Genomic DNA, 13,498 nt, shown 5'->3' on the forward strand with positions numbered 1-13,498 from the left:
GCATGATTTAGGTTCCAGCGGCGCAAGCTGTAAGAGTTCGAGTCTCTTCGTCCGCACCATCTTCTGTTTTCAATGCACGCTCAAGCGCATGAAAACCTCCTGAAAATGCCGCCTTGTGCGGCATTTTTCATTTCTGCAGCAAATTCCCAGGGCAGCGGAATTCTGGCGCATCCGTGTCAGTTCGCTGGCGGGATTTTTTGTGTTCATCATTCGGCATCACCTCCCAGTCCAGTGTTCATGCGGGTTGTGCCTCGGTGTTGGCGGCTGGTCGGATTCTTGCTTGGCGTTTGGCGTTGATGCGATTCCGCGAATAAAAGGAACGAACATGAAAGTCTGCAGCACGCATAGGGAAAGTCTGTATTACGTGGTCGGCGCGGTTTTCAATGCGCTGGAAAAACGCCCGGTGGTTGCCGAGCTCGGTGTGCTGCGCGGCGAGAACGCCCTCAAGCTGCGCGCAGCACTGGCGCCAGAGCGCATGGTGCTGGCCGACAGCTGGAGCAAGGAGGCGAACAAGGCTTACAGTCCATTCGATCAGTTGCCGCCTTGGGTCTCTCCGGTGGACGACTACGAGTACTACTATGGTGGCTCGCTGCACGACGATGCGACCTGGGACCGCTTGTACCAGGAGTGTGTATCAAAGTTCGTCGACATGCCCGAGGTCACGGTAATTCGCTCCGAAACCATCGGTGCGATCGACAAGATCCGTGAGCAGACCGGCATCGAGCAGTTCGATTTCGTCTACGTGGATGCCAACCACCAGTACGAGTACGTCCTGCGCGACATGATGTATTACCAGGAGCTGCTTGGTCCGGACGGCATCATGATGCTCAACGACTGCTGCTTCAGTGACAATGGCACCAAGCAGAACCTGGGTGTGCTCGAAGCGCTCGGCAGCTTCATGAAGCGTTCGGACTTCATTCCGGTGGCGATGACCAATACCGATTGGTCTGATGTGATCCTGGTGCGCCGCAATTCCGTGCTGGTGCAGCTGTTCGACATGGCGCTGAGCAACTCCGACGTACCTTACGTCGAGATCCCTCACCAACTGATCACCGCTGCTCGTGTGGTCTATGGCGCCCAGCGTCACAACCTCAGCTTCGTCTGATTTCGATGTGGGGCAGGGGTGTACTGGCTGTTGTGGGTGCTCTTGTGCTCGCAGCATGCCAGTCGCCGCGCGAAGCGCTGGAGCACAGGGCTGCCGAGTACGGTCGTGAGGTGCAGGTGCTGGCGCTGGAAAGCTTTCCACTGCTGGTCGTGGCGCCCGCGCAGATGCCTACCGCCAACGTGCTGCGGGTTTATCTGGAGGGTGATGGCCATGCCTGGGTCACGCCCTCGCAGCCGAGTCTGGACCCTACGCCGCGGCAGACTCTGGTGGTCGACCTGGCGATGCAGGATCCGACACCTTCCTTATATATGGCCAGGCCCTGTCAGTTCGTCAGCGTCCCTGGATGCACGCCGGCGCTGTGGACCAGTCGGCGCTTCTCCCCTGAGGTGCTGGACAGTCTTGGTCAAGCGCTCGACCGGCTGAAAGCGCGTTATGGCAATCAGGGCTTCGAGCTGGTGGGCTACTCCGGCGGCGGAGCGCTTGTCTTGTTGCTGGCGGGGCGGCGTGAGGATGTGTGGCAGGTCCAGACGCTGGCCGGCAATCTGAGTCCGGCCGAATGGGCGCGAATGCTTGAGCTGACGCCGCTGGAAGGTTCGCTCGAGCCTTTACAGTATCGGGAGCGCCTGGCGCGTATTCCCCAGCGCCATCTGCTGGGTGCCGAGGATCGCCAGGTGCCTGCTGACGTTGCGGCGTTTTATGCTCGGCAGTTGGGCGAGGCGCGTTGCCTCGAGCTGGTTTCCCTGCCGGGTGTGACGCATGAGCGGGGTTGGCAACAGGCCTGGCCGAGCTGGCGGCAGCGGTCGCTGGCGTGTGCACCTGTCGAGCGGAAGGATTGAGGGGCTTGCCCTCTGGTGGCAACGCTATAAAAGCTGATAGATTTCAGCCGGTTGAAACACCGGTCGGTGACCGGCAGGGGAAATACCGATGATTGCCAAAGAAGCGCGCCAGGCGTTGGCGCTGCAGCGCTTTCGCGAAGCCAACCCGCAATTGCTCGAGGAGATCCGCGAGCTTGACGCGCGCGAGCAGGCCCAGCAGGTCGAGTGGGCGTTCGAGGATGCGGCTCAGGAGCAGGGTATCGAGCCCTGGGAGCTTGCCCTGCAGTTGATCGCCGAAAACCCGGAGCAATTGCAGGCCATGCGCCTGGAGACTCACCGCGAGGTGGCCGAGGCGTTGGGTATGTCGTGGGAAGAATATTGCCAGTTCAATGAAATCGACCCGCATTAACGGGCCGATTCTGCAGTTGTAACTGTTTGACAGGTTTTTTCGGAATGCGCCCTCAAAGATGGCGCGCAGCCCTTGAGTAACGAGGCCTGGCGCGTTTTTGCGCTGGCCTGTAAACGAAATCGACCGGCGTGGTTGTCCGTCGTCCCGAGTGGGGTGACTTCTGGTGCGTGAGTCACTAGAATATTCGCCCTTGATTCTGGAGTCGGGCTATCGCCGGCTAACGTCTGTGCAACGAGGAATATCCATGCAAGTTTCTGTTGAAAACACTTCCGCTCTCGAGCGCCGCATGACCATCGCCGTTCCGGCCGAGCGCGTCGAGAACGAAGTCAACAAGCGTCTGCAACAGACTGCCCGTCGCGCCAAGGTCCCGGGCTTCCGTCCAGGCAAGGTGCCAATGAGCGTTATCCGTCAGCGTTACGAAGACGCTGCCCGCCAGGAAGCCTTCGGTGACCTGGTCCAGGCCTCCTTCTATGAAGCCGTGGTCGAGCAGAAGCTGAACCCGGCTGGCGCCCCGGCTGTCGAGCCTAAGTCGTTCGAGAAAGGCAAGGACCTCGAGTTCGTCGCCGTCTTCGAAGTCTTCCCTGAATTCACTGTTGCCGGCTTCGAGTCGATCAACGTCGAGCGCCTGAACGCCGACGTCGCTGACGCCGACCTGGACAACATGCTGGAAGTGCTGCGCAAGCAGAACGTCCGTTTCGAGGCCGTCGAGCGCGCTGCCGAGAAAGACGACCAGGTCAACATCGACTTCGTCGGCAAGATCGACGGTGAGGCCTTCGCCGGTGGTTCGGCCAAGGGCACCCAGCTGGTACTGGGTTCCGGCCGCATGATCCCGGGCTTCGAAGATGGCCTGGTTGGCGCCAAGGCCGGTGAAGAGCGCGTCGTCAACGTGACCTTCCCCGAGGACTACCAGAACCTGGATCTGGCCAACAAGGCCGCCGAGTTCACCATCACTGTCAACAGCGTTTCCGCACCTGTGCTGCCAGAGCTGAACGAAGCCTTCTTCGCCCAGTTCGGCATCAAGGAATCCACCCTGGAAGGCTTCCGTACCGAAGTTCGCAAGAACATGGAGCGTGAACTGCGCCAGGCCATCAAGGCCAAGGTCAAGAACCAGGTCATGGACGGTCTGCTGGCCGCCAACCCGGTAGACGTGCCGAAAGCCCTGCTGGAAAACGAAGTCAACCGTCTGCGCGTGCAGGCTGTCCAGCAGTTCGGTGGCAACATCAAGCCTGAGCAACTGCCGGCCGAGCTGTTCGAAGAGCAAGCCAAGCGCCGTGTGGTCCTGGGCCTGATCGTCGCCGAGGTGGTCAAGCAGTTCGAGCTGAAGCCGGACGATGCCAAGGTTCGCGAGATGATCGAGGAAATGGCTTCCGCTTACCAGGAGCCTGAGCAGGTCATCAACTGGTACTACAAGAACGACCAGCAACTGAACGAAGTCCGTTCGGTTGTGCTGGAAGAGCAAGTTGTAGATACTGTCCTGCAGAAAGCGACTGTGACCGACAAGTCGGTCTCGTACGAAGAGGCTGTCAAGCCAGCACAGGCTCCTGCCGAAGCTGAGTGATTTGCTACTCTCGTAGGAAACCCCACAAGCCAGCCTTCGGGCTGGCTTGTGCGTTATTAAAGCCATGACTATTTGGGAGTGAGTGCAGGACATGTCCCGCAATTCTTATATTCAGCAGAGCTCTGACATCCAGGCCGCAGGCGGTCTGGTCCCGATGGTTATCGAGCAGTCCGCCCGTGGCGAACGTGCCTACGACATCTACTCGCGCCTGTTGAAGGAGCGTGTGATCTTCCTGGTGGGTCCTGTAGAGGACTACATGGCCAACCTGGTTGTGGCGCAGCTGCTGTTCCTTGAAGCGGAAAACCCGGACAAGGATATCCATCTGTACATCAACTCGCCGGGTGGCTCGGTCACCGCAGGCATGTCGATCTACGACACCATGCAATTCATCAAGCCGGACGTCTCCACCATCTGCATCGGCCAGGCCTGCAGCATGGGCGCCTTCCTGCTGGCAGCCGGTGCGGCAGGCAAGCGTCACTGCCTGCCGAACTCGCGCGTGATGATTCACCAGCCGCTGGGCGGCTTCCAGGGCCAGGCGACCGACATCGAGATCCATGCCCAGGAAATCCTCAGCATCAAGGCGCGCCTGAACGAGCTGCTGGCCTTCCACACCGGCCAGGACCTCGAGACCATCAAGCGCGACACCGAGCGTGACAACTTCATGAGCGCCTCGCGCGCGGCCGAGTACGGCCTGGTCGACTCGGTCTACGACAAGCGGCAACTGGTATCCTGAGCCCAGGCGCCAGAGCGGGCGGGCGCCGAAAGGGCCCGCCTGCGGACTTGAAAAAGCCCGCAATTGCCTTCATCTTGTGTTGCAAGCCTACCGGATTGGATCGATCGAATGACTGACACCCGTAACGGCGAGGACAACGGCAAATTGCTCTATTGCTCCTTCTGCGGCAAAAGCCAGCACGAAGTGCGCAAATTGATTGCCGGGCCCTCGGTATTTATCTGCGACGAGTGCGTCGACCTGTGCAACGACATCATCCGAGAGGAGGTGCAGGAAGCCCAGGCCGAGAGCAACGCGCACAAACTACCTTCGCCGAAAGAAATCAGCGGTATCCTGGACCAGTACGTCATTGGTCAGGAGCGCGCCAAGAAGGTGCTTGCCGTAGCGGTGTACAACCACTACAAGCGCCTGAACCAGCGTGACAAGAAGGGCGACGAGGTCGAACTCGGCAAGAGCAACATCCTCCTGATCGGGCCTACCGGCTCGGGCAAGACCCTGCTCGCCGAAACCCTCGCGCGCCTGTTGAACGTGCCGTTCACCATTGCCGACGCCACCACCCTGACCGAAGCCGGTTATGTGGGTGAGGACGTCGAGAACATCATTCAGAAGCTGTTGCAGAAGTGCGACTACGATGTGGAAAAGGCCCAGATGGGCATCGTCTACATCGACGAGATCGACAAGATCTCGCGCAAGTCGGACAACCCGTCCATCACCCGTGACGTCTCGGGCGAGGGCGTGCAGCAGGCATTGCTGAAGCTGATCGAGGGCACCGTGGCTTCCGTGCCGCCCCAGGGTGGCCGCAAGCACCCGCAGCAGGAGTTCCTGCAGGTCGACACGCGTAACATCCTGTTCATCTGCGGTGGCGCATTCTCGGGTCTCGAGAAGGTCATCCAGAACCGCTCCACCAAAGGTGGTATCGGTTTCGGCGCGGAAGTGCGCAGCAAGCAGGAAGGCAAGAAGGTGGGTGAGTCGCTGCGCGAAGTCGAGCCGGACGATCTGGTCAAGTTTGGCCTGATTCCGGAATTCGTCGGTCGCTTGCCGGTTCTGGCCACGCTCGACGAGCTGGACGAAGCTGCGTTGATGCAGATTCTCACCGAGCCGAAGAACGCCCTGACCAAGCAATACGCCAGGCTGTTCGAGATGGAAAGCGTGGACCTCGAGTTCCGCAGCGACGCGCTCAAGGCCGTTGCTCGCAAGGCTCTGGAGCGCAAGACCGGCGCCCGTGGCCTGCGTTCGATCCTCGAAGGCGTGCTGCTCGACACCATGTACGAGATTCCTTCGCAGAAGGATGTCAGCAAGGTGGTGATCGACGAGAGCGTCATCGACGGTACTTCGCAGCCGCTGCTGATCTACGAGAACAGCGAGCCGCAAGCCAAGGCCGTGCCTGACGCCTGAGTCGCACGCCTGACACGTTGAAGCAGAAAGGGGCCGCGGGCCCCTTTCTGCTTTTCTGGCGCCAGCGCTTGTATTTTTGCGGACCTGCCCCCACATTAGCTCCAAGCACTATTTCCACCGGTTTCCGGCCACAAGGCCGCTGTAGAGGCGAAATCATGAAGACCACCCTCGACTTGCCTCTTTTGCCATTGCGCGATGTCGTCGTCTATCCGCACATGGTTATCCCGCTGTTCGTGGGACGCGAGAAGTCCATCGAAGCCCTAGAGGCCGCAATGACGGGCGAAAAGCAGATCCTCCTGCTGGCCCAGAAGAATCCAGCCGACGATGATCCGGGCGAAGATGCCCTGTATCGCGTCGGCACCATCGCTACCGTCCTGCAACTGCTCAAGCTGCCTGATGGCACCGTCAAGGTGCTGGTCGAAGGCGAGCAGCGCGGTGCGGTCGAGCGCTTCACCGAGGTCGAAGGCCACGTTCGCGCCGAAGTCAGCCTGATCGACGAGGTCGAGGCGGCCGAGCGCGAGTCCGAAGTGTTCGTGCGCAGCCTGCTGTCGCAGTTCGAGCAGTACGTTCAGCTGGGCAAGAAAGTGCCTGCCGAAGTGCTGTCCTCGCTCAACAGCATCGAAGAGCCGGGGCGCCTGGTCGATACCATGGCCGCGCACATGGCGCTGAAGATCGAGCAGAAGCAGGAAATCCTCGAGATCATCGACCTGTCTGCCCGTGTCGAGCACGTACTGGCGCTGCTGGACGCCGAAATCGACTTGCTGCAGGTCGAGAAGCGCATCCGTGGCCGGGTCAAGAAGCAGATGGAGCGCAGCCAGCGCGAGTACTACCTGAATGAGCAGATGAAGGCCATTCAGAAGGAGCTCGGCGACGGCGACGAAGGCCACAACGAAGTCGAGGAGCTGAAAAAGCGTATCGATGCTGCTGGCCTGCCCAAGGATGCCCTCACCAAGGCCCAGGCCGAGCTGAACAAGCTCAAGCAGATGTCGCCGATGTCCGCCGAGGCCACGGTGGTGCGCTCTTACCTCGACTGGCTGGTGCAGGTGCCCTGGAAAGCCCAGAGCAAGGTGCGTCTGGATCTGGCCAAGGCCGAAGAGATCCTCGATTCGGACCACTACGGCCTGGAAGAGGTGAAGGAGCGTATCCTCGAGTACCTCGCGGTCCAGAAGCGCGTGAAGAAGATCCGTGGCCCCGTCCTGTGCCTCGTCGGGCCGCCCGGCGTGGGCAAGACATCGCTGGCCGAGTCGATCGCGGCGGCCACCAATCGCAAGTTCGTGCGCATGGCCTTGGGTGGTGTGCGTGACGAGGCCGAGATCCGTGGTCACCGCCGTACCTACATCGGCTCGATGCCGGGTCGCCTGATTCAGAAGATGACCAAGGTCGGGGTGCGCAACCCGCTGTTCCTGCTCGACGAGATCGACAAGATGGGCAGCGACATGCGCGGCGATCCGGCCTCGGCACTGCTCGAGGTGCTCGATCCGGAGCAGAATCACAACTTCAACGATCACTACCTGGAAGTCGACTACGACCTCTCGGACGTGATGTTCCTGTGCACCTCCAACTCGATGAACATTCCGCCAGCGTTGCTGGACCGGATGGAGATCATTCGTCTGCCCGGCTACACCGAGGACGAGAAGGTCAACATTGCGGTCAAGTACCTGGTGCCCAAGCAGGTCAAGGCCAACGGCCTCAAGAAGGAAGAGCTGGAGGTCGACGTCGCCGCGATCCGCGACATCATCCGCTACTACACCCGAGAAGCCGGTGTGCGTGGTCTGGAGCGCCAGATTGCCAAGGTCTGCCGCAAGGTGGTCAAGGAGCATGCCGGCAACAAGCAGGTGAAAGTCAAGGTTACCGGCGACCAGCTCGAGCACCTGCTGGGTGTGCGCAAGTTCCGTTATGGTCTGGCCGAAACCCAGGACCAGATCGGCCAGGTCACAGGCCTTGCCTGGACCCAGGTCGGCGGTGAGCTGCTGACCATCGAGGCGGTCGTGATTCCGGGCAAGGGGCAGTTGATCAAGACCGGCTCGCTCGGCGATGTCATGGTCGAATCGATCACTGCCGCACAGACCGTGGTACGCAGCCGCGCCCGCAGCCTGGGTATCGCTGCCGATTTCCACGAGAAGCACGACGTGCACATCCACATGCCCGAGGGCGCTACGCCCAAGGATGGCCCGAGTGCCGGTATCGGCATGTGCACTGCACTGGTCTCGGCGCTGACCCAGATTCCGGTGCGTGCCGACGTGGCGATGACCGGTGAAATCACCCTGCGCGGTCAGGTGCTTGCCATCGGCGGGCTGAAGGAAAAACTGCTTGCGGCGCACCGCGGCGGGATCAAGACAGTCATCATTCCCGAGGAAAATGTGCGTGACCTGAAGGAGATTCCTGAAAATATAAAACAGGATCTGCAAATCAAACCGGTTAAATGGATTGACGAGGTCCTGCAAATTGCGCTGCAATACGCCCCGGAGCCCTTGCCAGATGTGGCTCCGGAGATTGTCGCGAAAGAAGAGAAGCGCGACAGCGATGCTAAGGAAAGAATTAGCACGCACTAGTTCGTATCTCATTGGGGGCCTTCGGTTGACAGCTTTTTCGGGCCCTTGCTATAAAGCGGCACGCCAGTGTCAACAGGCCACCCAATGATCGTTTCATAAGCTTTTCATTACATACTTAGAAACAAACTCAATAGAGATATAAGGGGACTTAGAGTGAACAAGTCGGAACTGATTGACGCTATCGCCGCTTCTGCTGACATCCCGAAAGCTGTAGCCGGCCGCGCGCTGGACGCAGTAATTGACTCCGTAACCGGTGCCCTGAAAGCAGGCGACGACGTCGTTCTGGTTGGCTTTGGTACCTTCTCCGTCAAGGAGCGCGCTGAGCGCACCGGCCGTAACCCGCAAACCGGCAAGGCGATCAAGATCGCTGCCGCCAAGGTTCCAGGCTTCAAAGCTGGCAAAGGCCTGAAAGACGCCGTCAACTAAGTCGTCTCTTTCAGCCGGACCCGGCCTGGCCAGGTCCGAGCACGTAGCGGCGGGGGCCGCAAACGTTCCCGCCTGCCACGTTTGCTAAGAAAAGGCGCATCCTCGGATGCGCCTTTCTTTTATCAGGATTCTACCCACTCTCCGCGGTTGTCGATGCAGTGGTACGACCGTTTCTGGGGGACGCATGCTGCAGAATATCAGGGACAATTCACAGGGTTGGATTGCCAAGACCATCATTGGCCTCATCGTCGTGCTGATGGCACTGACCGGTTTCGAGGCCATCTTCCAGGCCGCCAGCCACAGCCAGGATGCCGCCAAGGTCAATGGCCAGACCATCAGCCAGAACGAGCTGAGCCAGGCCGTCGACATGCAGCGCCGCCAGCTGATGCAACAGCTGGGCAAGGATTTCGATCCGGCGATGCTGGACGAGAAGATGCTGCGTGAGGCGGCACTCAAGGGGCTGATCGACCGCAAGCTGCTGTTGCAGGGTGCCGAAGACGCCAAGTTCTCTTTCTCCGAGGCGGCACTGGATCAGTTGATCCTGCAGACGCCTGAGTTCCAGGTCGATGGCAAGTTCAGCGCCGAGCGCTTCGACGCCGTCATCCGCCAGATGGGCTACGGCCGCATGCAGTTCCGCGAAATGCTCGCCCAGGAAATGCTCATCGGCCAGCTGCGTACCGGCCTGGCAGGCAGCAGCTTCGTTACCGACAAACAAGTCGACGCCTTCGCCCGTCTGGAAAACCAGACCCGCGATTTCGCTTCGCTGACCTTCAAGGCCAACCCGGCCGCAGTCAAGGTGAGCGATGAAGAGATCAAGGCGCATTACGATCAGCACGCCAAGGGATTCATGACCCCTGATCAGGTGGTCATCGATTACATCGAGCTGAAGAAAGCTGCGTTCTTCGACCAGGTTTCGGTCAACGAAGACGAGCTCAAGGCGCTGTACGAAAAGGAAATCGCCAACCTCGCGGAACAGCGCCGTGCTGCGCACATCCTGGTCGAAGTCAACGACAAGACCGATGATGCCCAGGCCAAGGCCCGCATCGAAGAGATCCAGCAGCGCCTGTCCAAGGGTGAAGACTTCGCCAAGTTGGCCAAGGAGTTCTCCCAGGATCCGGGCTCGGCGGCCAATGGCGGTGACCTCGGCTTTGCAGGTCCGGGTGTCTATGACCCGGCCTTCGAGGATGCCCTGTACAAGTTGAACAAGGACCAGGTGTCGGCACCGGTTCGCACCGAGTACGGCTACCACCTGATCAAGCTGCTGGGCGTCGAGGCGCCTGAAGTGCCTACCTTCGCCAGCCTGAAGGACAAGCTGACCCACGAGCTGAAAACCCAGCAGGTCGAGCAGAAGTTCGTTGAAGTCACCAAGCAACTGGAAGACTCGGCCTTCGAAGCCTCCGACCTGGCGCAGCCTGCTCAGGAATTGGGCTTGAAGGTACAGACCTCGGCACCGTTCGGCCGTGAAGGCGGCGAGGGCATCACTGCCAACCGTTCGGTGATCCAGGCTGCGTTCAGTGAAGAGGTGATGGACGAAGGCGCCAACAGCAGTGCCCTGGAGCTGGACCCGGAGACTGTGGTGGTGCTGCGTGTGAAAGAGCACCGCAAGCCGGAGCAACTGGCGCTGGAAGCTGTGTCGAAGAACATCAGCGAACACCTGGCCAAGGAGAAGGCGACCGCCGAGCTCAAGGCCAAGGCGGACAAGCTGATTGCCGGCCTGCGTGATGGTTCGATCGCCAAGGGCGCCGACCAGGAAGGGCAGAAGTGGAAGGTGCAGGAGGCGGTGACCCGCAACCAGGAAGGCATCGACCCAGCCGAACTGCAGGCCGCGTTCCGCATGGCCAAGCCTGAGTCCAAGGACAAGCCGGTCTACGGCAGTGTCGTCCTGGGTGACGGTAGCCTGGTAGTGTTGCAGCTCAAGGGTGTCAACGAAGGTGCTGCCGCCTCCGACGAGGAGAAGGTGCAGATTCGTCGCTACCTCGCTTCGCGCGCCGGCCAGCAGGACTTCGCTGCCTTCCGCAAGCAACTGGAAGCCAGCGCCGACATCACCCGTTACTGAGTGCTGTTGTCGTGACGAAACAGGCCGCTTAAGCGGCCTGTTTCGTTTTCGGCATCTCCAGGTATTTTCGCGGTCAGGCCCGCGAAAAAGTCAGCGCCGATACTCCTGCCTAGCGCTGCTCCCCCTCATGACTGTCCAGGGTATCCCGCGCAATCTCACGCCCCAGTGCGATCAGCTCCGGCGCCTTGTAGAACTCGAAGAACCGGCATACCCGCTTCGGCACGTTGATCAGTACATCCGGCGGATACCCGGCGATCTTGTACTGTGCCAGCGAGGTCTGCATCACCTCGAAGCTCTGGTTGATCAGGTCGAGTAGCGATGCAGGTCCGACGTTATCGATGATGAACGAACCGGTCGCCGACTTGGGGGCGCCTTCGCGTTCCGGGGCCGCTGCCGGTTGCTGGCTTTCCGGGTCGGCGGGGTCGCTCAGCCACGGGTTTGTCTGGCTCATGCGTTCGGCGACGATTTCCTGCTCGATGCGCATCAGCTGCTCGGCCGGCTTGCGGCGAAACGGCATGCGCGACCCCAGCGAACTGATCACCGATTCGAATCGCATCCTGAACGCCGCCGGGCGTTCGATCACCGGCAACTGGTACTGCTTCTGATTGGTGGCGTTGAGGTTGACCGCGATGATCAGGTCGCAGTGACTGGACACCACCGGCACGATCGGCAATGGATTGAGAATACCGCCATCGACCAGCATGCGGTTGCCCTGCATGACGGGCGTGAACAGGCTGGGAATCGCCGCCGAGGCGCGCATGGCCTGGTGCAGGCAGCCTTCCTGGAACCAGATTTCCTGCTGGTTGGTCAGGTCGGTGGAGACGGCGGTATAGGGAATTCGCAATTGTTCGATGTTGATCTCGCCGACGATCTTGCGGATTTGTCCAAATACCTTGTCACCCCGAATGGCGCCCAGGCGAAAGCTCACATCCACCAGGCGCAGCACGTCGAGGTAGTCCAGGCTTTCTATCCAGCGACGGTATTCGTCGAGCTTGCCGGCGGCATAGATGCCACCAATCACCGCGCCCATCGAGCAACCGGCGATGCAGGCGATTTCGTAGCCGCGACGCTCGATCTCCTCGATCACGCCGATGTGCGCATATCCCCGGGCACCGCCCGAACCGAGCACCAGTGCGACACGCTTGCTCATACTTTTTCCCCCAAGGCATTTCGCGCGTATTCCAACAATGCACCCATTGGTGCCGGTGCTTCAATGTCGTTGCGCGCTGGGCTACGCTGAGCATGGCACTTTTCACGTTGCCGGCCGTCGAACAGCGACTGTTTTGTCCTTCTTGAGGTAATGCCCGATGAAAGCCTGGATCTGCCTTCCCCTGATTGCCCTGACCCTTGCTGGCTGTGCGGGCAAGACGGCCTATCGCGACAGTTGCGCGACTCAGTTGGATGCGGCCTGGAAGGAACTCGACCTCGCCAAGGCCGAAGGGTTTGCCGGTACCGTGAGCTACTCCAAGGCGCTGTCATTGCTGACTGGAGCCAAGACCCAGCAGCAGTTCGAGGCGTTCGAGGGGTGCAGCAGCAAAGCCGAGCGGGCACGTTTCTATATCCGTGAGTCCCGTGCAGGCCGTTGACCGAGGAGGCTGATATGCCCGCGATGCTCGATCATGTAGTCGCTCAGGTCCTGGCCCTGCAGGTGCGTCTACTGGCCTGCCGGGAACGCCTGGCCGCCGATACCGACAGCGAAGCCCTGCACGACCTGCGCACCAGTGTCAGGCGCCTGCGCAGTCTGCTGCGACCCTTGCGCGCGCTGCCGGGTGTCGAACAGTTGGAGGATGCAGCGAAATCGCTGGGCACGCTCACCACGCCTCTGCGCGACCGTGAGGTGCTGGCCGATCAGTTGATCTCTGCTGGGTACGTGCAGGCCGGGCAGCGGCGCCTGCAGGGCAGGGCGGCAGCTTTCGCCAGCGTCGCTGCCAGCCCGCAGTTGACCCGGCTGCTGGCGATACTGGATTCATTCCCCCTGTTCCTGCGTGCTTCGCAACGCGAAGGCCTGGCGAATGACTTGGGCACGCGCATCGACAAACGCCTGCGCAAGCAATGGCGCAAGCTGGAGGCGGCCATCGACGATCCGGCCCATGACCGGCATCGCTTGCGTCTGTTGATCAAGCGGGTGCGCTACGGCGATGAGGCCTACCCGCAGTTGCGCCATGCAGGGAAGAAGCTTCAGAGGCTGCTCAAGCAGGCGCAAGGGGACCTGGGCGATTGGCATGATCGTGTTCAATGGCTGCTGCAGTTGCGCGAGCATCCCGACCTGGCGCCGTGCGAGGCGGCTTGGGAAACCGAGTTGCATGAGACCGAGCGTGCCAGCGATGCCACCTTGGCGTCGTTGCGCAAAGCCTTGTCGCGTCGATAACCCCAGTAAATGACCGATATGCGGGCTGCCCTGTGCCAGCCTGCTGGTTACCATGCGCCTTGACCCCGTTGTCGATAGAGGCCA

The 13,498-nt window shown here is 60.6% G+C and carries 12 protein-coding genes; 11 read left to right on the forward strand and 1 reads right to left on the reverse strand.

Annotated features, from left to right (window positions below; translation table 11 throughout):
* Nucleotides 1-325 precede the first annotated feature (325 nt).
* From AB688_RS11295 to AB688_RS11335, 9 genes are all read left to right on the forward strand, one after another.
* Complete coding sequence (locus tag AB688_RS11295) at nt 326-1,105, forward strand: class I SAM-dependent methyltransferase (RefSeq protein WP_063544102.1); 780 nt, start codon at nt 326-328, stop codon at nt 1,103-1,105.
* A 5-nt stretch (nt 1,106-1,110) separates the two neighbouring features.
* The gene (locus AB688_RS11300; RefSeq protein WP_063544104.1) at nt 1,111-1,941 is read left to right on the forward strand and encodes an alpha/beta hydrolase; all 831 of its coding nucleotides are present in this window, start codon (nt 1,111-1,113) and stop codon (nt 1,939-1,941) included.
* Nucleotides 1,942-2,029: 88 nt separating this feature from the next.
* Nucleotides 2,030-2,329 (forward strand): DUF6388 family protein, encoded by a 300-nt coding sequence (locus AB688_RS11305; RefSeq protein ID WP_063544106.1) that lies wholly within the window; start codon nt 2,030-2,032, stop codon nt 2,327-2,329.
* Between the two features lie 244 nt (nt 2,330-2,573).
* The gene (tig, locus tag AB688_RS11310) at nt 2,574-3,887 is read left to right on the forward strand and encodes a trigger factor (protein WP_063544108.1); all 1,314 of its coding nucleotides are present in this window, start codon (nt 2,574-2,576) and stop codon (nt 3,885-3,887) included.
* Nucleotides 3,888-3,978: 91 nt separating this feature from the next.
* Nucleotides 3,979-4,620 (forward strand): ATP-dependent Clp endopeptidase proteolytic subunit ClpP, encoded by a 642-nt coding sequence (gene clpP, locus AB688_RS11315; protein ID WP_029613529.1) that lies wholly within the window; start codon nt 3,979-3,981, stop codon nt 4,618-4,620.
* Nucleotides 4,621-4,728: 108 nt separating this feature from the next.
* Nucleotides 4,729-6,012, forward strand: a complete 1,284-nt coding sequence (gene clpX, locus AB688_RS11320; RefSeq protein WP_054892389.1) for an ATP-dependent Clp protease ATP-binding subunit ClpX — start codon at nt 4,729-4,731, stop codon at nt 6,010-6,012.
* A gap of 155 nt (nt 6,013-6,167) precedes the next feature.
* Nucleotides 6,168-8,564, forward strand: a complete 2,397-nt coding sequence (lon, locus tag AB688_RS11325; RefSeq protein ID WP_054892388.1) for an endopeptidase La — start codon at nt 6,168-6,170, stop codon at nt 8,562-8,564.
* A gap of 153 nt (nt 8,565-8,717) precedes the next feature.
* On the forward strand, nt 8,718-8,990 hold the full coding sequence (gene hupB / locus AB688_RS11330) for a nucleoid-associated protein HU-beta (protein WP_054892387.1): 273 nt from the start codon (nt 8,718-8,720) through the stop codon (nt 8,988-8,990).
* 184 nt (nt 8,991-9,174) lie between these two features.
* Complete coding sequence (locus tag AB688_RS11335) at nt 9,175-11,046, forward strand: SurA N-terminal domain-containing protein (RefSeq protein WP_063544110.1); 1,872 nt, start codon at nt 9,175-9,177, stop codon at nt 11,044-11,046.
* Between the two features lie 109 nt (nt 11,047-11,155).
* Here the strand turns inward: AB688_RS11335 and AB688_RS11340 are convergent, their stop codons facing one another.
* Nucleotides 11,156-12,196 (reverse strand): patatin-like phospholipase family protein, encoded by a 1,041-nt coding sequence (locus AB688_RS11340; protein ID WP_063544112.1) that lies wholly within the window; start codon nt 12,194-12,196, stop codon nt 11,156-11,158.
* A gap of 157 nt (nt 12,197-12,353) precedes the next feature.
* Here AB688_RS11340 and AB688_RS11345 point away from each other — a divergent pair, with 157 nt between their 5' ends.
* Together AB688_RS11345 and AB688_RS11350 are read left to right on the forward strand one after the other, a co-directional pair.
* Nucleotides 12,354-12,632, forward strand: a complete 279-nt coding sequence (locus AB688_RS11345) for a hypothetical protein (RefSeq protein ID WP_063544114.1) — start codon at nt 12,354-12,356, stop codon at nt 12,630-12,632.
* 14 nt (nt 12,633-12,646) lie between these two features.
* The gene (locus tag AB688_RS11350; RefSeq protein ID WP_063544116.1) at nt 12,647-13,414 is read left to right on the forward strand and encodes a CHAD domain-containing protein; all 768 of its coding nucleotides are present in this window, start codon (nt 12,647-12,649) and stop codon (nt 13,412-13,414) included.
* Nucleotides 13,415-13,498 lie beyond the last annotated feature (84 nt).

The sequence above is a fragment of the Pseudomonas putida genome (assembly GCF_001636055.1).
GTDB lineage: Bacteria > Pseudomonadota > Gammaproteobacteria > Pseudomonadales > Pseudomonadaceae > Aquipseudomonas > Aquipseudomonas machongensis.

Coding starts and splice junctions, on each gene's coding strand:
- AB688_RS11335 (WP_063544110.1), top strand. CDS start 9,175: ATGCTGCAGAATATCAGGGACAATTCACAGGGTTGGATTGCCAAGACC.
- AB688_RS11305 (WP_063544106.1), top strand. CDS start 2,030: ATGATTGCCAAAGAAGCGCGCCAGGCGTTGGCGCTGCAGCGCTTTCGC.
- AB688_RS11340 (WP_063544112.1), bottom strand. CDS start 12,196: ATGAGCAAGCGTGTCGCACTGGTGCTCGGTTCGGGCGGTGCCCGGGGA.
- AB688_RS11345 (WP_063544114.1), top strand. CDS start 12,354: ATGAAAGCCTGGATCTGCCTTCCCCTGATTGCCCTGACCCTTGCTGGC.
- AB688_RS11350 (WP_063544116.1), top strand. CDS start 12,647: ATGCCCGCGATGCTCGATCATGTAGTCGCTCAGGTCCTGGCCCTGCAG.
- AB688_RS11300 (WP_063544104.1), top strand. CDS start 1,111: ATGTGGGGCAGGGGTGTACTGGCTGTTGTGGGTGCTCTTGTGCTCGCA.
- clpP (WP_029613529.1), top strand. CDS start 3,979: ATGTCCCGCAATTCTTATATTCAGCAGAGCTCTGACATCCAGGCCGCA.
- AB688_RS11295 (WP_063544102.1), top strand. CDS start 326: ATGAAAGTCTGCAGCACGCATAGGGAAAGTCTGTATTACGTGGTCGGC.
- lon (WP_054892388.1), top strand. CDS start 6,168: ATGAAGACCACCCTCGACTTGCCTCTTTTGCCATTGCGCGATGTCGTC.
- tig (WP_063544108.1), top strand. CDS start 2,574: ATGCAAGTTTCTGTTGAAAACACTTCCGCTCTCGAGCGCCGCATGACC.
- clpX (WP_054892389.1), top strand. CDS start 4,729: ATGACTGACACCCGTAACGGCGAGGACAACGGCAAATTGCTCTATTGC.